Source organism: Falsihalocynthiibacter sp. CO-5D18, from assembly GCF_041205445.1.
GTDB lineage: Bacteria > Pseudomonadota > Alphaproteobacteria > Rhodobacterales > Rhodobacteraceae > Falsihalocynthiibacter > Falsihalocynthiibacter arcticus.
Genome location: NZ_JBGFCF010000010.1, coordinates 96,101 through 118,515, shown reverse-complemented (window position 1 = coordinate 118,515; position 22,415 = coordinate 96,101). Strand labels below are relative to the sequence as shown.

Genomic DNA, 22,415 nt, shown 5'->3' with positions numbered 1-22,415 from the left:
CAAAAGCATTGAATATGGGGCCTCGTTGTTTTTCGGGGCCCTTTATGTTTGAGTAGGGGACAGAACCCGTGTAAAGATGGTGTCCAGAAAGGCCTCAGCATCCGGAAACGGGTCGGGCCGTTCTTCGCCTAAAACCATACGCACCTGTACGTCAAAATCGGCATAATGCTGAGTCAGGGACCAGATCGAAAACAAAAGGTGGCGTGGATCCACGGGGGCGATTTTCCCCGCGGCAATCCAGCCATCAATCACCAAAGATTTTTCGTCGACAAGACTTTTGAGCTCGCCCTCAATTGCGGGTCCAATTCGCGGAGCCCCTTGTAGTATTTCATTGGCAAACAGTCGGCTTTCGCGCGGAAAATCTCGGCTCATTTGCAGCTTTCGATGAACATATGCAAGAATTTCGTCGCGAGGATTTCCCTCAGCATTTAATTTGTACAACGGGTCGAGCCATGTTTCCATGAGGCCCTCAAGCAAAGTCGTATGGATGGCCTCCTTGGAGGCAAAATAGTAGAGTAAATTCGGTTTGCTCATACCCGCGGTTTTCGCGATATGGTCCAGCGTCGATCCTCGAAAACCGTACTGGGAAAAAACGTCCAAAGCGGCCTCAAGAATCAATGAGATGTTTTTTTGCTGGATTCGTGTCTTTGGTTGCTTGCTGTTCATTTCGGCCTCATCTCTCGGAACTCTCGCGCCGATTTTGGAATCGTCTGTGCCGCTTTTAACGGCCTGCTCAAAAATGTGCCAATTTATTTGTTTATTTCCCAGAAACCTGCCATTCCTATAGGAATTCTGCGTGAAAACTGGTCGAAAAACTTGACTGGTTTCTCACCTCTGTTAGCGTAAGATTGACCAAATGGTCAAACTATTTTGGGTGGCGGGATGCTAAATAACATGCCCGCCTAGGGAGGCCACAGTGGCAAACGATCACACAATTATTCCAAACGACCTATCCGCTTTTTGGATGCCATTTACGGCCAACCGCCAATTTAAGAAGGCTCCGCGCCTTTTTGTTGCCGCCGAGGGAATGTATTATACGACATCTGATGGTCAACAGGTTTTGGACGGAACTGCGGGTTTGTGGTGTTGTAACGCGGGTCATGCGCGGCCTAAAATAACTGAAGCGGTTCAAAAGCAAGTCGCCGAAATGGACTATGCTCCGGCTTTCCAGATGGGCCACCCGAAAGCGTTTGAATTGGCGAGTACTCTTCGGGATATGGCACCTGACGGACTCAATCACGTCTTTTACACCAATTCCGGTTCGGAGTCGGTTGAGACTGCACTCAAAATTGCGCTGGCCTATCAGCGCACCATTGGGCAAGGCACACGTACACGGTTGGTGGGGCGCGAAAAAGGCTATCACGGGGTGAACTTCGGTGGGATATCCGTCGGCGGACTTGTGAACAATCGCCGGATGTTTGGCACCCTTTTGAATGGTGTTTTGCACCTTCCACATACTCATTTGCCCGAGAAGAATGCTTGGACCAAGGGCCAGCCAGAGCATGGCGTTGAGCTTGCGGATGACCTTGAACGGATGATCGCATTGCATGGTGCAGACACAATTGCAGCTGTCATTGTTGAGCCTATGTCAGGGTCGGCGGGTGTGTATATGCCGCCCAAGGGATACCTCGAGCGGCTGCGCGCACTTACAAAAAAACACGGTATCCTCCTGATTTTCGACGAAGTTATCACGGGATTTGGGCGCCTTGGCTCAAGTTTTGGCGCGGAGCATTTTGGTGTTACACCCGATTTGATTACCTGTGCTAAGGGATTGACGAATGGTGTGATTCCGATGGGCGCCGTTCTGGCTACTTCTGAAATTCACGACGCGTTCATGACCGGTCCCGAGCATGTGATTGAGCTTTTCCATGGCTATACCTATTCGGGAAATCCGGTGGCCTGTGCTGCGGGTTTGGCGACGCTTGAAACCTATCGCGAGGAAGAACTGTTCAAACGGGCTGCGGATATGGCTCCCTATTGGGAGGAAGCATTGCACAGTCTGAAGGGGTTGCCGCATGTGATTGATATTCGCAACATGGGCTTGATTGGCGCGGTGGAATTGGAGCCAATTCCGGGCGAGCCGACCAAGCGCGCGTTTGATGCTTTCTTGAAGGCTTATGATAAGGGAGTTCTCGTTCGGACCACGGGTGACATCATCGCTTTGAGCCCACCGCTGATTATTGAAAAAGAACATATTGATAAACTTATCGGGACGTTATCGGACGTTCTTAAGTCTTTAGATTAAGGATATATCCATGGCAGCACCAGGTGAAAACCTCAAAATTAACGGCGAGCGTCTTTGGGAAAGTCTCATGGATATGGCAAAAATCGGACCGGGTATTGCTGGCGGAAATAATCGTCAGACCCTAACGGATGAGGACGGTGAAGGGCGCGCGTTGTTCCAGAAATGGTGCTTGGATGCTGGCTGTACGATGGGCCTTGATCAGATGGGAAATATGTTTGCGCAGAGGGAAGGAACGGACCCCGATGCGCTGCCGGTTTATGTCGGCAGTCACTTGGATACGCAGCCGACAGGTGGAAAATACGATGGGGTTCTAGGCGTTCTTGGCGGGTTGGAACTCCTCCGCACGATGAATGATTTGGGGATCAAAACCAAACACCCAATCGTGGTTACCAACTGGACCAACGAAGAGGGCACGCGTTATGCGCCCGCCATGTTATCGAGCGGAGTTTTCGCGGGAATGCACACTCAAGAGTGGGCGTACGAGCGCGAAGATGCCGAGGGCAAAACGTTCGGCGACGAGTTGAAGCGGATCGGATGGCGCGGTGACGAAGACGTCGGCGCGCGGAAAATGCATGCGTTCTTTGAGTTGCACATTGAGCAGGGGCCAATCCTTGAGACCGAAGGAAAAACCATTGGCGTCGTGACCCACGGACAGGGGCTCTCTTGGACCGAAGTTACCATCACAGGCAAAGATTCTCACACGGGATCGACTCCGATGCCGATGCGCCGTGATGCGGGGTTGGGTTTGGCGCATGTTCTTGAATTGGTGAACCAAATTGCAATGTCGCATGCGCCCCATGCGGTTGGCGCGGCGGGCCACATTGATGTCTATCCAAATTCGCGCAACGTGATTCCGGGAAAAGTGGTTTTCACCGTCGATTTCCGCTCGCCCGACCTCGCAGTCATCCAAGATATGGAAGCGCGTCTGCGCGAAGGGGCGCAAGCAATTTGTGACGAAATGGGCCTTGGGGTTTCGTTTGAAAAAACGGGTGGATTTGATCCTGTTACCTTTGATGAAACCTGCGTAACGGCCGTTCGCAATGCCGCTGAGCGCTTGGGGTATTCACATCGCGACCTGATCTCTGGTGCAGGGCATGACGCCTGTTGGATCAACAGAATGGCACCGACCGCGATGGTTATGTGCCCCTGTGTTGATGGCCTTTCTCACAATGAGGCCGAAGAAATATCACAGGAATGGGCGACCGCAGGAACAGATGTTCTGCTGCACGCCGTTTTGGAAACAGCTGAGATTGTTGAGTAATCTGCACGTCTCGCTGTCATTGGAAGGAAAAATGCTATGACCAAAGTCATCAAAAACGGAACCGTTTGCACTGCGGATCGCACGTGGAAGGCGGATGTTCTGATTGAGGGCGAGACCATCAAACAGATAGGCGAAAACCTCTCGGGCGACACATATATTGATGCGGAAGGGGCTTACGTGATCCCCGGCGGGATTGATCCGCATACCCATCTTGAGATGCCCTTTATGGGCACGACGGCGGCGGAGACTTTTGAGAGTGGAACATGGGCCGCGGCGGCCGGTGGCACCACGATGTTGGTTGATTTCTGCTTGCCCGGCCCTGATGGCTCGATAAAAAACGCGATCAACGAGTGGCACCGCAAATCCGCACCGCAAATTTGTTCCGACATCGGCTATCATATGGCGATCACGGGCTGGAATGAAGACATCCACCGCGAGATGAAAGACGCGGTTGATATGGGCGTCAATTCGTTCAAGCACTTCATGGCCTATAAGGGCGCATTGATGGTGGAAGACGACGAAATGTTTGCATCTTTCCAGCGCTGCAAGGAGCTTGGTGCGCTGCCGATGGTGCATGCCGAGAACGGCGATATCGTTGATATCCTTCAGAAAAAATACCTAGCCGAAGGCATCACGGGCCCAGAAGGGCACGCTTATTCGCGTCCGCCAGAACTTGAGGGCGAAGCGGCAAATCGTGCGATAACGATTGCCGATGCTGCGGGAACGCCGCTCTATATTGTCCATGTTTCTTGTGAGCAGGCCCATGAGGCCATTCGTCGGGCGCGTCAAAAAGGTATGCGGATTTACGGCGAGCCGTTGATTCAATTCCTGACATTGGACGAAAGTGAGTATTTCAAAGGCGATTGGATGCATTCGGCGCGGCGCGTAATGAGCCCGCCGTTCCGTAATAAAGAGCATCAAGCCAGCCTTTGGGCGGGTCTTCAGAGTGGGTCATTGCAAGTAGTCGCGACGGACCATGCGGCCTTTAATTCAGAACAAAAACTGATGGGGAAAGATAACTTTTGCCTCATTCCGAACGGCTCAAATGGGGTGGAAGAACGGCTTGCTGTTCTCTGGACAGAGGGCGTTGAAACGGGCCGCTTGACCCCCAATGAATTTGTGGCCGTAACCTCTACAAACATTGCAAAAATCCTCAATATATATCCGAAAAAAGGGGCGATAATGGAAGGGGCCGACGCGGATATCGTTGTTTGGGATCCGAAGATTTCAAAAACAATAAGCCAAGCCAATCACCATTCTGTCTTGGATTACAACGTGTTTGAAGGGTTCGATGTTAAAGCGCAAAGTCGGTATACATTGAGCCGTGGCGAAGTTATTTGGGCATGGGGGCAGAATAGCCAGCCTCAACCCGGTCGCGGGCGCTTTGTACCAAGGCCGGCCTTCTCGAGCGCTTCAAAAGCCTTGAGTAAGTGGAAAGAACTCAACTCTCCACGCACAATTAAAAGGGATCCAATGAACATTCCTGCGGGAATCTAAATCAACGTGCCGGCAGTGTCGGCACGTACAAAAATGACCGGAAAACCGGCAATCTCAAGGGGGACGGCGTGAGCCAAGCAACTGTAATAGAAGCTAAAAATCTGGACCTGACATTTCAAACAAACGATGGTCCAGTCCACGCGCTAAAGGATATTAGCCTTAAGATCAACCAAGGCGATTTTGTTAGCTTCATCGGACCGTCGGGGTGCGGGAAAACTACGTTTTTACGTACGATTGCTGCTCTTGAGACGCCGTCGGCTGGGGAATTGACCGTCAAAGGAATGAGTGCGGAGGAAGCACGTCAGAAGCGCGCCTACGGGTTTGTTTTTCAGGCGGCGGGCCTTTATCCGTGGCGAACTATCGCGGGGAATATCCGACTGCCCCTTGAAATCATGGGGTTTTCTAAGTCTGAGCAAAATGAGAAGGTCGAGAAAGTACTCGAACTTGTTGAGTTGGCGAATTTTGGCAATAAATTTCCGTGGCAGTTATCGGGTGGTATGCAACAGCGCGCGAGTATCGCGAGGGCCCTTGCGTTTGACGCCGATATTTTGCTGATGGATGAACCCTTTGGTGCTTTAGACGAGATCGTGCGAGATCATTTGAATGAACAGTTGCTAAAGCTCTGGGCGCGAACCAACAAAACAATTGGCTTTGTTACGCACTCGATTCCGGAAGCCGTGTATCTGAGCACCAAGATCGTCGTTATGAGTCCGCGGCCCGGACGCATTGCTGACGTCATTGAAAGTACGCTGCCCAAAGAACGGCCGCTGGACATTCGTGAAAGTCCCGAGTTTATCGAAATTGCACATCGGGTGCGGGAAGGCTTACGTGCAGGTCATAGCGATGATTGATGTGGGCTTGTTATTTTCGAACATCGACTGGCAAATCAGTGCGATATTGGAAGGGAAATTCTCTTATGCGTAGCATTTTTCCAATATTGACGGTTGTAACGGCAATCATTGTTGTTTGGTATTTTGGAACTTACCAAATGAACAAAACTTGGACGCAAGACCAAGCGCGGCGTGCAAATGTTGAGCTTACGTTGAACGAAATCGTCGCGGATACAATGGCCCAAGACCGGCCCAAGCTCCCGGCTCCCCATCAAGTGACGCAAGAAATCTGGAAAACTACGGGCGCAATGGTGCTTGAGGGCAAGGGTATGTCTAAACGAAGCTTGATTTATCACGGGTGGATTACTTTGAGTTCAACGTTGGTTGGTTTCGCCATCGGCACCATCGGTGGAATTCTATTGGCCGTGGGCATCGTCTACAACAAGGCGATGGATATGAGCGTTATGCCGTGGGCGATCGCTAGCCAAACTATTCCGATCCTTGCCATCGCGCCGATGATCGTGGTCGTTATGAACTCTATCGGGGTGCAGGGACTGTTGCCCAAGGCCATTATTGCAGCCTATTTGTCGTTTTTTCCGGTCGTTGTTGGCATGGTGAAGGGACTGCGTGCACCCAATAATATGCAACTTGATCTAATGAAAACCTACAATGCCAGTGGGGCTGAGACGTTTTGGAAATTGCGCCTCCCAAACTCGATGCCCTACTTTTTTACAAGTCTGAAAATCGGGATTGCTGCGGCGCTGATCGGCGCGATTGTAGCGGAACTTTCATCCAGCCCGTTGCGTGGTTTCGGCGGCCGAATGTTGACGGGGAGTTATTACGGGCAGACCATCCAAATTTGGAGCGCTTTGTTTTCGGCAGCGGTTATGGCGGCCTGTCTCGTTGGATTTATTGATTTTTTACAACGCGTCACGTTGCGTAGAATGGGGATGACGCAATGATTTGGATCGTTTCTGTACTGCTTTTTTGGGCTGCGGCCATGGGTGTGAATATTAAAATCGCCAATAGCGTTGTGGCGAAAACGCGTGCGGGAAAACTTTTTGTGCCGACACTGTTTGGCGTCACAATTCTGGTTGTTTGGGAAGGGCTTGTGCGGGGCATAGAAGTGCCTGCCGTAATTTTGCCGCCGCCAAGCGCCATCGCGGTACGGCTGAGTGAAAGTCTACCAATTCTTTGGACGGATTTTGTTCAAACCTTTGTAAAGGGCGCTTTGACGGGGTATATCATCGGTTGTGGCTCCGCGTTTCTGATCGCAATTGCGATTGATCGCTCTCCGTTTTTGCAACGTGGTCTGCTTCCAGTTGGCAACTTTGTCGCGGCCTTGCCCATAATTGGTACTGCGCCCATCCTCGTGATGTGGTTCGGGTTTGATTGGCATTCCAAAGCCGCAGTTGTGGTTGCGATGGTGTTTTTCCCAATGCTGGTCAATACGGTTCAAGGGCTAAAAGAAACAGATGCAATGCAACGCGATTTGATGCAGAGTTATGCAGCAAGTTATTGGCAAAGCTTGTTTAAACTGCGCCTTCCTGTTGCGATGCCGTTTGTTTTTAATGGGCTTAAAATTGCGACAACACTGGCGCTTATTGGGGCAATCGTTGCTGAATTTTTCGGTTCTCCGACTCGTGGGATGGGGTTCCGCATTTCAACGGAGGTCGGGCGTTTAGGGCTTGATATGGTGTGGGCAGAAATTACGATTGCGGCAATTTCGGGATCGTTGTTTTATGGATTTGTGGCGTTCGTTGAGAAAAAGGTAACCTTTTGGCATCCGTCTCAGCGGCGTCGGTGATAATTAAAAAAACTAATCAACATGGGAGACTACCAATGAAAAAACTACTGACAAGCGCTCTAGCTTTGGGCTTTGCTGCGGGTGCGGCGAATGCTGCTGATGATCTTACTTTGCAACTTAAATGGGTGACGCAGGCTCAATTCGCGGGCTATTACGTGGCTCTTGATCAAGGATTTTACGACGAAGAAGACCTGAACGTTACGATCAAACCCGGCGGCCCCGATGTGGCGCCAGCACAGGTTATCGCTGGTGGTGGTGCCGATGTTGTTGTGGATTGGATGCCTTCTGCTTTGGCCGCGCGCGAGGCGGGACTTCCGCTCGTGAACATTGCACAACCGTTCAAAAGCTCCGGCATGATGCTTACGTGTCTCAAGGAAAGCGGCATTGTTGCTCCCGCTACGGATTTCGCCGGAAAAACACTTGGTGTTTGGTTCTATGGCAACGAGTATCCTTTCCTGAGCTGGATGAGCACCCTTGGCTACACCACAGAGGGTGGCGACGGTGTAACTGTTCTAAAGCAAGGGTTTAACGTTGATCCATTGTTGCAGGGGCAGGCCGATTGTGTGTCGACAATGACCTATAACGAGTACTGGCAGGTGATTGACGCAGGGCTTACTCCTGATGATTTGGTGACGTTCAAGTATGAGGACGAAGGCGTTTCGACACTTGAAGATGGTCTTTACGTTCTAGAGGACAAGCTTGCTGATCCTGCGGAAGTCGACAAGCTTGAACGCTTTGTGCGTGCTTCAATGAAGGGCTGGAAATGGGCAGAAGAAAACCCAGACGAAGCTGCGTCAATTGTTTTGGACAATGACGAAACAGGTGCGCAAACAGAGAAGCACCAAGAGCGCATGATGCGCGAAATTGCTAAGCTTACAGCGGGATCAAACGGCGCGCTCGACATCGCGGATTATGATCGTACGGTTGCGACTCTCTTGGGCGGTGGCTCTGATCCTGTCATCTCCAAAATGCCTGAAGGGGCCTATACATTGGCCATCACAGACGCCGCATTGAAATAGGCGACTGATTTTACTTTCGAGGGCGTCTCCTTTGGGGGCGCCCTTTTTTGTCGCACGCTTGCCAGTCTTTGATACTTCCGAAGCACAACAAAAAAGGGCCACCCCGACAAGGAGTGGCCTTAACTCTCACGATTTTAGCTGAATTACTTTAGCTCGATACGGGTCGAGATAAGCTCATCTACAACACCTGGGTCCGCCAGAGTCGACGTATCGCCCAAGGAGCCATAGTCATCTTCGGCAATTTTGCGCAAAATACGGCGCATGATTTTTCCAGAACGCGTTTTTGGCAATCCCGGGGCCCATTGGATGATATCGGGTTTGGCAATCGGGCCAATTTCCGTACGGACCCATTTCTCAAGATCTTTGCGGAGTTCATCCGTTGGCTCAATACCGTTCATCAAGGTGACATAGGCGTAAATGCCTTGGCCTTTAATGGGGTGCGGGAAGCCAACAACCGCCGCTTCGGCGACATGGGCATGGGCCACCAATGCACTTTCGACTTCGGCAGTACCCATGCGGTGGCCAGAAACGTTGATCACATCATCCACGCGACCAGTGATCCAGTAATACCCATCCGCATCGCGGCGACAGCCATCGCCCGCAAAATAATACCCTTTGTAATCGGAAAAATAGGTCTTCTCGAACCGCTCGTGGTCGCCGAAAACGGTCCGCATTTGGCCGGGCCAGCTTGTTTTGAAACACAGAACACCTTCGGCCTCGGTCTCATGGATTTCTTCGCCCGAGGTCGCGTCAAGTACGACAGGAGCGATGCCAAAGAAAGGCAGGGTTGCGGAGCCAGGTTTCGTAGCAGTTGCGCCGGGGAGGGGGGTCAGAAGGTGACCGCCGGTTTCGGTTTGCCACCATGTGTCAACGATGGGGCATTTGCCTTTTCCGACCACGTCGTTGTACCAATTCCACGCTTCTGGATTGATGGGCTCGCCCACGGTTCCAAGTAGTTTGAGGCTGGAAAGGTCATGTTTTTCAACGGGTCCGTTTCCGTGCGCCATGAGGGCGCGAATGGCTGTTGGGGCTGTATAGAATTGGTTGACTTTGTGTTTCTCGCAAACCGCCCAGAAGCGCCCCGCGTCGGGGTATGTCGGCACACCCTCAAACATTATAGTCGTCGCGCCATTGGCGAGAGGGCCGTAGATAATATAGCTGTGACCCGTAACCCAACCCACATCGGCCGTACACCAAAAGACGTCGCCGTCATGGTAATCGAAGGTGTACTGGTGCGTCATCGCGGCGTAAACGAGATAGCCGCCGGAGGAGTGGACAACGCCCTTGGGTTGGCCAGTGGAGCCGGACGTGTAGAGCACAAACAGTGGATCTTCGGCATTCATTTCTTCGGGGGCGCAGTCGGTGCTAGCTGCGGCCATTTCCGCTTTGACGTCGATGTCGCGCCCTTCAGTCCAAGTGGTTTGGCCGCCCGTGTGTTTTACCACCAAGCATTTTACTTTGTCGTTACAGTGCAAAAGTGCCGCGTCTGCGTTTGATTTGAGGGCTGTATTGCGTCCGCCGCGCGGGGCTTCGTCGGCTGTAATGACGAGTTTCGCCGCGCTGCCGTTAATGCGATTGGCAAGCGCATCCGGTGAAAATCCAGCAAAAACAATAGAGTGCACCGCGCCGATGCGCGCGCAGGCCAACATCGCGTAGGCGGCCTCTGGGATCATGGGCATATAAAGGACAACGCGGTCGCCCTTGGTTACGCCTTGAGATTTAAAGACATTCGCAAGCCGACAGACGTTTTCATGCAGCTGTTTATAGGTGATGTGTTGCGCGGGGGTGTCCGGGCTATCAGGTTCAAAAATGATCGCCGTTTGGTCGCCGCGCGTTGCAAGATGGCGATCGATACAATTGGCAGCCACATTGAGGGTTCCGTCGGCGTACCAATTGATGTTCACACTTCCGAGTTCGAAATTCGAGTTTGAAACTTCGGTATAGGGCTTGATCCAGTCAATTCGCTTGCCGTGCTCGCCCCAAAACGCATCGGGGTCCGCGATCGACGCGGCATACATTTTTTCGTAAGTGGCTTTATCTGCGTGAGCCTCTGCAGAAAATGCGGCGCTGGGTGCGTAGGTTTTATCACTCATTTGAAGTCTCTCCTCCCGATGTGCGCAGCGTGAGGAGACTGGGCACAAATTCCTTGGTCGATGTTTACCACTTTTTGCGCAAAGCGCGAGGGGTGGTCCCGCATTTTTCTGCGGGGCCGTTTGAAACTGCGCCGTGCTTTAAATAGCGAGGTATTCCGCGCGCAATTTGTCGTCGTTAAGGACCTCGTCAGCAAGGCCGTCAAAAACGACGGTCCCGGTATCCAAAATGACCGCACGATCTGCAAGTTTTAGCGCACGAATGGCATTTTGCTCAACGATCACGGTGGTGATGCCTTGCGCTTTGATGATGTTGAGGGTTTTCTCAATCTCGTCAACGATGACAGGCGCAAGCCCTTCATAGGGCTCATCTAGCAACAAAACCCTAATATCGCGGGCAAGGGCGCGGGCGATGGCGAGCATTTGTTGCTCACCGCCCGAAAGCGTGACGCCTTCCTGCTTGCGACGTTCGCCAAGGCGCGGGAACAACTCATAGAGGCGCTCAAGCGACCAGCCAATAGGCTCGGCAATCTGCGCAAGTTGCAGGTTCTCTTCAACCGTAAGACCCTGAATAATACGGCGATCCTCGGGAACTAGGGCCAAGCCTGCACGCGACGCTTCATGCGCCTTCATTTTATGCAAATTTTGATGATCGAGCCAGATTTCACCATGGGTAAGCATCGGATCATCGAGACGTGCCAGAGCCCGTAAGGTTGAGGTTTTACCCGCACCATTGCGGCCGAGAAGGGCAAGGATTTCGCCTTCATGCACGTTAAAACTCACCCCTTGGACGATGTAGCTCTCGCCATAGTAAGCATGTAAATCCCAGACGGAGAAAAAGGCCGGAGCCGTGGCGGCGTGGTTTGCGTTTTTCGCGAGAGCCATGTGGGCCTCCTATTCCTGAGTTTCGCCGAGGTAAGCTTCTTTTACCTTGGGGTGACCCTTGATGTTTTCGGGGGTGTCTTCGACCAATGGAGTGCCTTGGGCGAGAACGGTGATGCGTTCCGCGAGCGAGAAGACCACATGCATGTCGTGCTCAATGATGGCCATAGTAATGTCGCGGCTATCTTTGATTTCCTTGAGCAGGTCGATGGTATTATTGGTATCGGCGCGCGCCATGCCAGCCGTTGGTTCGTCTAACAGCAACAGGCGCGGTTCTTGGACCAAGCACATGGCCATCTCAAGGCGTCGCTTATCCCCGCGAGAGAGGGAGCTTGCTGTCATGTGCAGTTTGTCTTGCATATTCACATCGAGCAACATTTTTTCTGCTTGCTCGTTGATGTCCACTTCGTTTTCAACGGTTTCCAAGGCGTGCAAGCGGTAGGACCCGTCACGTTTTGCAAAGCAGGGGATCAGAACGTTTTCTAAAACCGTGAGATCGGCAAAAATCTCGGGTGTTTGAAACACACGGGAAATGCCCATCTGATTGATTTCATGCGGCTTACGCCCCAAAACAGATTGGCCGTCGAACATCACTGAACCCGTATCGGGAATGAGTTTGCCAACCAAAACGTTGAGGAGGGTGGATTTACCGGCCCCGTTTGGGCCGATAATTGCATGAACGGTGTTTTCAGCAATGCTGAGGTTGACGTCTCCGAGTGCCTGGAGCCCCCCAAACCGCTTGCCGACGTTTTTTACTTCTAGAATACCCATGTTCGTATCCTTTCTTATTCGGCCACGTGAGGAGTGGGTTTCGGGGCATGCGTTTTGTTAGAGTTTGGATCCCCCCCGCCACTGCGCTTGTTTTTAATCCATTTCGTGATGCGTTGTCCGCCTTCCATCAGCCCTCCTGGCAGGAAGATCACGACGAGCATAAAGAGCGCGCCAAGGGTCAGGTGCCAGCCTTTGCCAACGAAGGGGTGGATCAGCGTCACAAGGAGGTTTTCCAGACCATCAGGTAGGAAATTAAACCAACCGTGCAAAACCGTATCGTTGATTTTTGAGAAGATGTTCTCGAAATACTTGATGAAGCCAGCCCCAAGGACAGGGCCCATCAATGTACCTGCACCGCCGAGAATGGTCATGATGACAACCTCGCCAGAAGCGGTCCATTGCATTCGTTCGGCGCCCGCGAGGGGATCCATCGAGGCCAGTAAACCACCCGCCAAACCTGCGTACATACCCGAGATCACGAAAGCGGCCAAAGTGTAGGGACGCGCATTCAAACCAGTATAGCTCATGCGTGTTTGGTTGGTTTTAACCGCGCGCAACATCAGCCCAAAAGGGGAGCGGAAGATGCGCAGGCTGATGTAGAAGGCAATCACTGCAATCACGCCACAGAAGTAGTAGCCAACGTTGAAGGTGAATACGTGTCCAAGGACTTCCCATTTGGCGGAACTGTTCATCGAAAGGCCAAAGAGGTTGGTGTTTGGAAGCGAACCCGAAGTGTTTTTCGCCATAAGGATGCGCGGATCATCTAGGGCCAATTGCAAGCCGGTTTCCCCGTTTGTGATGGGGGTAAGTACCGAATAGGCGAGGTTGAAGCTCATCTGTGCCAAGGCAAGTGTGAGGATCGAGAAGTAGATCCCAGACCGGCGCAGCGAAACATATCCAATCACGAGGGCAAAGAGGCCCGAGACAATAATCGCCAGAATAATTCCAGGAATGACGTTTACGGTGAGGAGTTTCATCATCCAGACTGCGGAGTAAGACCCCACGCCCAGAAAGGCTGCGTGCCCAAAGGAGAGGTAGCCCGTGAGGCCAAAGAGGATGTTGAACCCGATCGCGAAAATACCATAGATCGCAAAGCGTTGCATGAGATCAGGGTAGCCCGCGTTGAATTGCGCCAAGCCGGAATTTTCGGCGAAAGGTTGCGTGAGAAACGGCGTCAACATGGTCAAAGCGATCACGAGCAGCAGAAATTTGGTGTCTTTTTTGTTGAGACCTAGCATGATTATTCCTCCATCACACCTTTGCGGCCCATAAGTCCGCGAGGACGGGTGAGCAGAATGATAATTGCAACCAGATAGATGATAATCTGGTCAATTCCAGGGATGATGTCTTTGATCCAATTCATGGAAGCAAAGCTCTCAAGTATCCCTAGCATGAAGCCCGCAAGCACGGCGCCCGGAAGGCTGCCCATACCGCCAACAACCACAACAACAAAGCTTAGTACGAGGAAGTCCATCCCCATATGGTAGTTGGGCGAGTTGATCGGCGTATACATCGCCCCAGCAACCCCCGCGACGGCGGCCGCAATCCCGAACATAAAGGTAAAGCGTTTGTCGATGTCGATGCCAAGGAGCCCGACGGTTTCGCGGTCGGCCATACCGGCACGCACAACCATCCCAAAGGTGGTGAATTGCAAAAAGCTAAAGACCGCACCAATCACCACGAGGGAGAAGCTAAAGTAAACCATGCGCCAGTAGGGGTAGATGATTTTATTTGCGTCCATACCAAAGGCTAGGCCAAAGTCAAACGAGCCTCTGAAGACATCCGGGGCCGGTGTAGGAATGGGGTTTGCGCCGTAGATCGCCTTGATGATTTCCTGAAGGACAATCGCCAACCCGAAGGTCACAAGGATTTGGTCCGCGTGGGGGCGTTTGTAGAAATGTTTGATCAACCCGCGCTCCATAACGAAGCCGACAAGGATCATGAAAGGTATAGCAAGGAGGAGGGAAAGTGGGACCGCCCAGTCGATGATGGCTGCACCCGTTTCGGGGCCAAACCATGCTTCAACATAGGGGGTCTTGATCTCAGCGGGATTGCCGAGGAAATCAACTTTCGTCTCGTCCAACTTGACGGATGACAAACTTAGGAGTCTGCTAAAGGTGACGGCACAAAATGAGCCAAGCATGAACAGCGCACCGTGGGCAAAATTGACCACCCCCAACGTGCCGAAAATTAGAGTTAGGCCCAAAGCGATCAGCGCATACGCAGACCCTTTGTCCAACCCATTCAGAATTTGAAGAAGGAGCGTGTCCATTATCCCCACCCGATTTTTTTATGATTTGGGGCGCCTACATTTGTAGGGCCAAGGGGGTTGGGCGCAACGCATGCGCCCAACCATTGTCGATCAAGCGTTAAGCGCCTGGGTTACATTGACCCAAAGCACCACCCGCAAACATGGGGTTGTCTGGGGCGTAAGTCACTTGGCTTACTGGGGTAACTTCAACGATTTCAAGAAGGTCAAACTCGTTTTCTGGGTTCTCTTTACCCTTCACAACAAGCACGTCTTTGAAGCACTGGTGATCTTCGGCACGGTAAAGTGTTGGACCGTTGCCAAGACCATCAAACTCAAAGCCTTCAAGCGCTTCAACGATACCACATGGGTTAAACGTACCCGCGCGTTGTGCCGCATCCGCATAAAGAAGTGTCTGACAGTAAACCGTGTGTGCGGCCTGACTTGGTGGGAAGCCATATTTCGCGCCAAAGGAGCGCACGAAGGCTTGCGACGCTTCGTCCTGAAGGGACCAGTGCCAGTTTGTCGAGCCAAAGATACCTTTAACGTTTTCGCCCGCACCACGCGCCATGAGGCGGGAGTAAAGAGGCACAACAATTTCAAAGTTCTTGCCGTTGACTTGCTTTTCACGCAGACCAAACTGAACCGCGTTGGTCAGCGAGTTCACCATGTTTCCGCCGTAGTGGTTCAGAACCAAAACATCCGCGCCGGAGTTCAACACAGGTGCGATATACGAGCTGAAGTCTGTAGAGGCGAGCGGTGTGCGCACCTTGTTCACAGTGGTCCAGCCCATGGCTTCTGTGGCTGCGGCGATGGACTCTTCTTGTGTCCAGCCCCATGAGTAATCCGCCGTCAAGTGATAGGCGACGCGGTCGTTACCATAGAGTTTCTCAAGCACAGGCGCCAAAGCAGCGGCAGACATGTAAGCGTTGAAGAAGTGACGGAAACCATTGGCTTTTTTGTCTTTACCAGTGGTGTCGTTGGAGTGTGTCAGGCCGGCCATGAAGATCACGCCTGCTTCTTGACAGAGACCTTGAACCGCAATCGCAACACCCGAAGATGAGCCGCCTGTGATCATCACAGCGCCGTCTTTTTCGATCATGGATTTAGCAGAAGCCCGCGCTGCATCGGATTTAGTTTGTGTATCGCCGGTTACGAATTTGACTTCGTTACCCAGAATACCCGTGCCATCCAATGTCTTGGAGCTAAAGGTGTTCATCATGCCGCCGTCGCCGCCACCGTTCAGGTGCTCAACTGCGAGTTGGTAGGCACGAAGTTCGTCAGCACCCTCGTCGGCATAAGCGCCAGTTTGGGGTACGTTAAAACCAAGCGTTACGCCACTGCCGTCAGGGGCATTGGTATAGGCCGCTGCGGACGACGCTGTGAAAATCGTGGGAACAGCAAGACCAGCGCCAGCGATGGCACTGGTTTTAAGTAAACCACGACGAGTGAGTAAATTGGACATTCATATCCTCCCGATTGAATTAAGTAACATATGCCTCCTCCGCATATGCCACTCGCCCTTTACAGAACATGAACAGTATTCGTCCGGGTTCGAAAATTTCGCAACAATAGCTTTTAAACAAAGATTATTTTTGTAAAGATATAGACATTAAAAGTGATTAATGTGTAAAGTTATTAACGCGCACGCGCAGAAAATGCTGCATTTGTTGAGGTTTCCGCGGGAGGAAGCATGACGTCACACCAATTGACAGGCCATAGAATACGAGATCGAAGGGTCGCAGTCGGGCGAAGACAGGGGGAATTGGCCAGGCAGGTCGGAATTTCACCGTCCTACCTCAACTTGATCGAACACAATCGTCGCAGAATCGGCGGTAAACTGTTGATGGATATCGCACGGGCCTTGGCAGTTGATGCGTCGGCCCTTTCTGAGGGCACAGAAGCCACCCTTTTGGCCCGCCTTCTTTCGGCCGCGGCCAGCCAAATGGCGAGTGCCGCCGAGATCGACCAAATAGAGGGGTTTGCCGCGCGGTTTCCGGGGTGGGCGGCGCTGCTGGCCAGTCAAACACAACGGGTTTCTGCGTTGGAGCGCCAAGTCGAGGCCCTGACGGATCGGCTTGCACATGATCCTATTCTCTCGGGGGCGCTGCATGAAGTTCTCTCAACCGTGACTGCGATCCGCTCCACTGCGGCTATTCTGGCCGATCCGCAAGACATGGAGCAGGCGTGGCGCACACGTTTTCAGCGCAACCTCTATGAGGATTCGGTACGCTTGGCCGAGTCTTCGCAGGCTTTGGTGACGTATCTCGATCGCGATGAGGCGGCTTCCTCACAGGCGGGGACTCCTATCGACGTTTTGGAGGCATACTTACGAGAGCATAGTTTTCATCTTCCTGCGCTAGAGGTTGGCGATGCGGATATTCCCAATCTTGTCATTGCAGCAGGAATTGAAGGCGATGCCGCTCAAGAGGCGGCGCGCCAGTATTTCACGCGCTATGTGCAAGATGCTGCGGCAATGCCATTGGGAGCGTTTCAGCAGGAGGCCATCCGCGCACAATACGACCCCGCAAAGCTAGCCCGCGCTTTTTCCACCAGCATTCCCTCCACAATGCGGCGCCTCGTGACCCTCCCTGTCGAAACGGAAAACGCCGCCATTGGCCTTGCAATTTGTGACGGCACGGGGGCTTTGGTGCTGAGGCACGCAATCGGCGGATTTCCTTTACCAAGGTTTGGGGGGGCGTATCCAGAATGGCCACTGTATCAAGCTCTGAGCCGTCCAAATTTACCCGTGCGGCGCCATATTCAACAGGGGCAGGGCAGTTCTGCGCGCCAGTTCCTCGTCTATGCAATCTGTCAGTCGGTCGCGCCTCTTTCGTTTGATGTGCCACCGCAACTAGAGGCAACTATGTTAATTTTACCCGCAGCGCTTGTGCCAGATATTATCGGGGCCACGCCCGATCTTTTCCTGTCAAACACGCCTGTGACCCGGATCTAGCCGGTTTTGCGATTGCGTCGCATCAAAGTTGCTTTTGACATGAGGTAAGAGTATCGAAATAGTCAGGGCACGTAAAATGGGAGGTGGAGGCCTCCTGACAGGGGTTCTCGAACTGGCTGTCGAATCGGGAGGGATAGATGGGCAAACATGTCCTATTGATTGAAGATGAGCCGAATATTGTCGAGGCGATCCGTTTTATTCTGGCGCGTGATGGCTGGCGGGTGGATACCCATGCGGATGGACGCTCGGCGGTGAATGCGGTTCTTGATGTCGCACCCGATGTGGTGATTTTGGACGTTATGCTGCCTCATAAAAGCGGGTTTGACATCCTGAAGGAGTTGCGCGAAATCGAAGCGACCGCGACGTTGCCCGTGTTGATGCTTACAGCGCGCGGCCAAACCAAAGACCGCGCATTGGCCGAGAGTTACGGGGTGAGCCATTTTATGACCAAGCCCTTCTCCAACGCCGAAGTGCTTGAAATTATGCAAACACTTTGCCCCGCATGAACGAACCATCGCGCCCCCTCTTTGTGGCGCATGCCACCTATCGGGCGCGCCGAACTATGGACGCAGCCCGGCTTTTGCCACTGTTGGGCGTCATTCTTCTTGTCGGCGTTCTGACCTTGATCCGCAGTAATGCCTCCGATGACGGGATCTCTGGGTCGGTGTTGTTTATGTTTGGGGTGTGGGTCGTTTTGATTGCGCTGGCGGCGCTTTTGGCTCGGCCGTTGCATCGTATCGGGCGCAAAGAGTATAAAGCGTCCAAGTCGGACCACGAGGCCTAGAGATGGTCCCGTTTAATGCGCTAATTGCCGTCTGCCTTACCTATGTTGTCGCCCTGTTTCTCATAGCCTTTTTCGCCGAAAAACGCGCAGCGGCAGGGAAGCTTGGCTGGCTGCAATCCCCGCTGGTCTATACGCTATCCCTATCGATTTATTGCACCGCTTGGACCTTCTATGGTGCCGTTGGATATGCGGCGCGCTCAGGGCTTGAGTTCGCGACAATTTACATCGGCCCCACGATTGTGATGATCGGGTGGTGGTGGTTTGTCCGAAAACTGGTGCGAGTTGGGAAAATGCAGCGGATCACCTCCATTGCCGATCTTATTTCCTCGCGTTTTGGGAAGTCGACGTCGCTTGGTGTTATCGTCACTTTGATGGCGGTCGTTGGGTCTACGCCATATATTGCCTTGCAGCTTCAATCGGTTACGCTCTCATTTTCGGTTTTTGCGACACATAGCGGCCAAGGTGCCAGCATGGATTTGAACGCCACCGCACTTTGGGTGGCGATCGGGCTTGCGGTCTTTACGGTGTTATTTGGAACCCGCAATCTGGACGCCAACGAGCGCCATCACGGCGTGGTGACGGCCATCGCAGTTGAAGCGGTTGTAAAACTTGTCGCGCTCTTGTCCGTCGGTATATTTGTGGTCTGGGGCGTGGCGGATGGTATGGGGGATACGCTGGCGCGGATCGACGCGTCGCCGCTCTCGGACATCCCCCCCAACACCAGCCGCTGGATCAGTTTGACGTTCCTTTCGGCGGCCGCGTTCATCTGTTTGCCGCGCATGTTTCAAGTCATGGTGGTGGAAAATTCCGACGAACGCCACGTGGCCACAGCGAGTTGGGCTTTCCCGCTGTATTTGTTTTTGATGTGCCTCTTCGTGCTGCCAATCGCTGTGGTTGGCCTCGAACTTTTGCCCAATAATAACCCCGATCTATTCGTTCTCAGCCTGCCGCTATCGATGAACCAAAATGGCCTTGCGATGTTGTCCTTCCTTGGCGGCTTTTCCTCGGCCACCTCGATGGTAGTTGTTGCGGCGATTGCCCTGTCGACGATGGTGTCAAACCACATTGTAATGCCACTTTGGCTCTCCAAAAACCAAAGCGGTGCGACGGTTTCGGGCGATGTGCGGCGTGTTATTTTGCTTGCGCGTCGTACATCAATCGCTGGCATATTGGGGCTTGGTTATATCTATTATCGTTTCTCAGGCGGCGGCGCGGCGCTCGCGGCCATTGGGTTGATCAGTTTCGCGGGGGTTGCGCAGTTTTTGCCCGCCCTCGTCGGTGGTATGTTTTGGCGCGGAGCAACACGGATCGGGGCCATCGCGGGCCTGCTGACGGGGTTTGCGATCTGGGCCTATGCGTTGTTTTTACCCAGCCTTGGTGCCAATGGTCTTATGAGTGCCTCTGTGATGGAGTTTGGCCCTTTCGGGATAAGTTGGCTTGCGCCGCAATCTTTGTTCGGTATCAAAGGCTTGGATCCCGTTGTTCATGCGATAGTCTGGTCCACATTCCTGAATACTTTGGCGTTTTGTACGGTATCTTTACTGAGTTTCCCCTCTCCATTGGAACGCCTGCAAGGAGCACAAATCGTCAACGCATTTGAGCATTCGACGACCGCGCAAGAGTGGAGGGGGCATGGCGGCGAAGCAGAAGATCTTCTGGTGATGTCCCAACGTATTCTGGGGGCGGATCAGGCGCAGAAAGTGTTTCTTCAGGCCGCAAAATCACAGGGAAAACAGGGGTATCTGCCCGATACTTCGCCAGATTTCCTCAGTCGAATTGAGCGCGAATTGGCTGGATCGGTTGGCGCTGCTACCGCGCATGCAATGGTTGGGCAGATCGTCGGCGGGGCCGCAGTTTCGGTTGAGGATTTGATGGCGGTGGCCGACGAAACGGCCCAGATGTTAGAATACTCAAGCCAGCTTGAGAACAAAACCGCAGAGCTTGGGCGCACGGCACTTCAATTGCGCGAAGTGAATGAAAAACTGACCGAATTGTCGATCCAAAAAGACGCCTTTTTAAGTCAGATCAGCCATGAGTTGCGCACTCCGATGACCAGTATTCGCGCCTTCTCAGAGATTCTGCGCGAGGAGGGAAAAATGACGGATTCCGAGCGTAAAAAATATTCGAGCATTATCCATGATGAGACCCAACGCTTGACGCGGCTTTTGGACGATTTACTCGATATTTCGGTGCTGGAAAACGGGCAAGTGAGCTTGAATGCACAGGATGCCACGTTGGGCGTGTTGCTTGATCACGCAGTTTCGGCGAGTATTTCGCATGATGCCCATCCGATCACCGTGATACGGGATGCGGGGCGCGAAATGGTTCCGCTTCATACTGATAGTGATCGATTAACTCAGGTCTTTATCAATCTGATTTCAAACGCACAAAAATACTGTGACGCCGAAACACCTGTGCTGCGTATTCACGTGCGAACACCAACACCGGATGGGTGGATTGAGATTATTTTCGGCGACAATGGATCAGGAATTTCGAACAAAAACCAAGGTTTGATTTTTGAGAAATTTTCGCGCCTCGGGGATCAGGCCGCAGCAGGAGGGGCCGGGCTTGGCCTTGCGATTTGCCGTGAGATTATGATCAATCTTGGCGGCGAAGTGAGCTATTTACCAGGGCAGAGTGGCGCGGCGTTCCGCGTTTCATTCCCGAGTAAATTACCTGACCGCAAAGTAACCCATGCGATGTTGGACCTTCCAAGCGAGGAAATCGCGATCTAAGGGTTAATTTTTGCGAAGTCGTGGCCACTAGTAACGAATTCTCAACCATGTTTGCCCAAAAACAGAGGGTATGCCATTGGGAATTCAAGGAATATGACTGCCGACGCGGTTCAATCAGTACTAAAACGCTTGATGGAGCGGGTCGGGGAGAGCCCCGACCTATCGTTGATGACGCCCTGCAAAGCGATGCGCAATGCTCTTCCAAAGGCGGCGGATCATGCACTGGACCTACCGTTGATCGTGTCGGATGTTTCCCTGAAAAGTCACACTCGCGAAATGTTGCTCAGTAAACTTGAGGACAACCGCCTGTACATGCTCATACAATCTACGGACGATCGTCTCGGCATTGCGATTCCGGATGCGGCCCTATTGGCGAGTCTGATTGAGATTCAAACAATAGGGGATGTCTCACCGAATCCGCCGATTGCGCGGCGCCCCACCCGTACGGATGCGTCCTTGGTAGAGCCATTTCTAGATGCCGTTCTTGCCGAATTCGTGCATCAGCTTGCGGGCAAGGAGGAACTTCCGCGGTTTCTTGGGTTTTCCTATTCCCGTGTTATCGAAGATCAGCGCCATCTGCCCCTCGTTTTGCCAGAAGACGATTATGCGTGTTTTGAGATTGCAGTGGGGTTGGGCAAGGTGGCCAAGCCCGCTTACTTGATCCTCGCCTATCCGAGCTTGCGGGTGGATACGAAAGCATCCGAGGATGTCGGTCCCTCCAAAAAATGGACGACAAAACTCGAAGCAGGGGTGATGGGAGCCGAGGTGGAGATTGACGTGACCCTGCATACGTTCACCATGCCGTTGGACGAAGTCCCCAATCTTGTCGTTGGGTATGAAATTATACTGCCGCGTATGTCCGTGAACACCCTTAAAGTAAAAGGGAGCGATGGAAGCGTCGTCGCTCAGGGATCGTTGGGCCAGTCCAACGGTTTTCGCGCGGTAAAAATTTCGGGTGGTGAGGGTGCTAAGACGGCGCAGTCAAAGTCCTCGATGGCACAAATGAATGGAAATCCGCTTGAGGCCATGGGACCCGTCGATGGGCCAATACCTGTCACCGCGACGGATGCCGTTTTGCCAATGGACACCGGAGTTCCGAAAGATTTTTCCGATATGAGTCCACCGGATGAAGTGGACGAGCCTGACGACGGATTGGGCGATTTTCCGGCAATGGACGATTTTCCATCCATGAGTGACTTGCCACCGATGGACAATTTACCACCGATGGGCGATTTGCCAGACCTTGATTTCGAGATGGACGTGAGCCCAATTCAAATCGACTAGGAAAGT

The 22,415-nt window shown here is 52.7% G+C and carries 19 protein-coding genes; 12 read left to right on the top strand and 7 right to left on the bottom strand.

Annotation, left to right across the window (positions count from 1 at the left end; all coding sequences use genetic code 11):
- Nucleotides 1-42: 42 nt before the first annotated feature.
- Nucleotides 43-666 carry a TetR family transcriptional regulator C-terminal domain-containing protein gene (locus AB9F27_RS14205; RefSeq protein ID WP_335585748.1) on the bottom strand — a complete coding sequence of 208 codons (624 nt, stop codon included), beginning with the start codon at nt 664-666 and terminating at the stop codon, nt 43-45.
- A 298-nt stretch (nt 667-964) separates the two neighbouring features.
- Here AB9F27_RS14205 and AB9F27_RS14200 point away from each other — a divergent pair, with 298 nt between their 5' ends.
- From AB9F27_RS14200 to AB9F27_RS14170, 7 genes are all read left to right on the top strand, one after another.
- Nucleotides 965-2,245 carry an aspartate aminotransferase family protein gene (locus AB9F27_RS14200; protein ID WP_335585794.1) on the top strand — a complete coding sequence of 427 codons (1,281 nt, stop codon included), beginning with the start codon at nt 965-967 and terminating at the stop codon, nt 2,243-2,245.
- A 10-nt stretch (nt 2,246-2,255) separates the two neighbouring features.
- Entirely contained in the window at nt 2,256-3,506 is a 1,251-nt protein-coding gene (locus AB9F27_RS14195) for a Zn-dependent hydrolase (protein ID WP_335585747.1), read from the top strand.
- Between the two features lie 36 nt (nt 3,507-3,542).
- Nucleotides 3,543-5,003, top strand: a complete 1,461-nt coding sequence (gene hydA / locus AB9F27_RS14190; protein ID WP_335585746.1) for a dihydropyrimidinase — start codon at nt 3,543-3,545, stop codon at nt 5,001-5,003.
- Nucleotides 5,004-5,071: 68 nt separating this feature from the next.
- On the top strand, nt 5,072-5,854 hold the full coding sequence (locus tag AB9F27_RS14185; protein ID WP_335585745.1) for an ABC transporter ATP-binding protein: 783 nt from the start codon (nt 5,072-5,074) through the stop codon (nt 5,852-5,854).
- Nucleotides 5,855-5,919: 65 nt separating this feature from the next.
- Nucleotides 5,920-6,795, top strand: a complete 876-nt coding sequence (locus AB9F27_RS14180) for an ABC transporter permease (protein WP_335585744.1) — start codon at nt 5,920-5,922, stop codon at nt 6,793-6,795.
- 38 nt (nt 6,796-6,833) lie between these two features.
- Nucleotides 6,834-7,640, top strand: coding sequence for an ABC transporter permease (locus AB9F27_RS14175; RefSeq protein ID WP_369757889.1), 807 nt, complete (start codon nt 6,834-6,836; stop codon nt 7,638-7,640).
- A 35-nt stretch (nt 7,641-7,675) separates the two neighbouring features.
- On the top strand, nt 7,676-8,659 hold the full coding sequence (locus tag AB9F27_RS14170) for an ABC transporter substrate-binding protein (protein ID WP_335585742.1): 984 nt from the start codon (nt 7,676-7,678) through the stop codon (nt 8,657-8,659).
- A 143-nt stretch (nt 8,660-8,802) separates the two neighbouring features.
- Here the strand turns inward: AB9F27_RS14170 and acs are convergent, their stop codons facing one another.
- The 6 genes from acs to AB9F27_RS14140 form a co-directional block, all read right to left on the bottom strand.
- On the bottom strand, nt 8,803-10,752 hold the full coding sequence (gene acs, locus AB9F27_RS14165) for an acetate--CoA ligase (RefSeq protein ID WP_335585741.1): 1,950 nt from the start codon (nt 10,750-10,752) through the stop codon (nt 8,803-8,805).
- 138 nt (nt 10,753-10,890) lie between these two features.
- Nucleotides 10,891-11,634, bottom strand: a complete 744-nt coding sequence (locus tag AB9F27_RS14160) for an ABC transporter ATP-binding protein (RefSeq protein ID WP_335585740.1) — start codon at nt 11,632-11,634, stop codon at nt 10,891-10,893.
- A 9-nt stretch (nt 11,635-11,643) separates the two neighbouring features.
- Entirely contained in the window at nt 11,644-12,402 is a 759-nt protein-coding gene (locus AB9F27_RS14155) for an ABC transporter ATP-binding protein (RefSeq protein ID WP_039002515.1), read from the bottom strand.
- A gap of 14 nt (nt 12,403-12,416) precedes the next feature.
- Nucleotides 12,417-13,640 (bottom strand): branched-chain amino acid ABC transporter permease, encoded by a 1,224-nt coding sequence (locus tag AB9F27_RS14150; protein WP_335585739.1) that lies wholly within the window; start codon nt 13,638-13,640, stop codon nt 12,417-12,419.
- Between the two features lie 2 nt (nt 13,641-13,642).
- Nucleotides 13,643-14,674, bottom strand: a complete 1,032-nt coding sequence (locus tag AB9F27_RS14145; protein WP_335585738.1) for a branched-chain amino acid ABC transporter permease — start codon at nt 14,672-14,674, stop codon at nt 13,643-13,645.
- A 97-nt stretch (nt 14,675-14,771) separates the two neighbouring features.
- Nucleotides 14,772-16,115, bottom strand: a complete 1,344-nt coding sequence (locus AB9F27_RS14140) for a substrate-binding protein (RefSeq protein ID WP_335585737.1) — start codon at nt 16,113-16,115, stop codon at nt 14,772-14,774.
- 228 nt (nt 16,116-16,343) lie between these two features.
- Between AB9F27_RS14140 and AB9F27_RS14135 the strand changes: the two genes are divergently transcribed.
- The 5 genes from AB9F27_RS14135 to AB9F27_RS14115 all read left to right on the top strand — a co-directional run bounded on the left by AB9F27_RS14135 (nt 16,344) and on the right by AB9F27_RS14115 (nt 22,409).
- A complete protein-coding gene (locus AB9F27_RS14135) occupies nt 16,344-17,606 on the top strand; it encodes a helix-turn-helix domain-containing protein (protein ID WP_335585736.1) in 1,263 nt (420 codons plus the stop codon).
- Between the two features lie 137 nt (nt 17,607-17,743).
- Nucleotides 17,744-18,112: a response regulator transcription factor gene (locus AB9F27_RS14130; RefSeq protein ID WP_039002511.1), complete on the top strand. Its 369-nt coding sequence runs from the start codon at nt 17,744-17,746 to the stop codon at nt 18,110-18,112.
- Nucleotides 18,109-18,390, top strand: coding sequence for a hypothetical protein (locus AB9F27_RS14125; protein ID WP_335585735.1), 282 nt, complete (start codon nt 18,109-18,111; stop codon nt 18,388-18,390). The genes AB9F27_RS14130 and AB9F27_RS14125 overlap by 4 nt, the downstream gene beginning before the upstream one ends.
- Before the next feature lie 2 nt (nt 18,391-18,392).
- Nucleotides 18,393-21,125 carry an ATP-binding protein gene (locus tag AB9F27_RS14120; protein ID WP_335585734.1) on the top strand — a complete coding sequence of 911 codons (2,733 nt, stop codon included), beginning with the start codon at nt 18,393-18,395 and terminating at the stop codon, nt 21,123-21,125.
- Between the two features lie 93 nt (nt 21,126-21,218).
- On the top strand, nt 21,219-22,409 hold the full coding sequence (locus tag AB9F27_RS14115; RefSeq protein WP_369757884.1) for a FliM/FliN family flagellar motor C-terminal domain-containing protein: 1,191 nt from the start codon (nt 21,219-21,221) through the stop codon (nt 22,407-22,409).
- Nucleotides 22,410-22,415 lie beyond the last annotated feature (6 nt).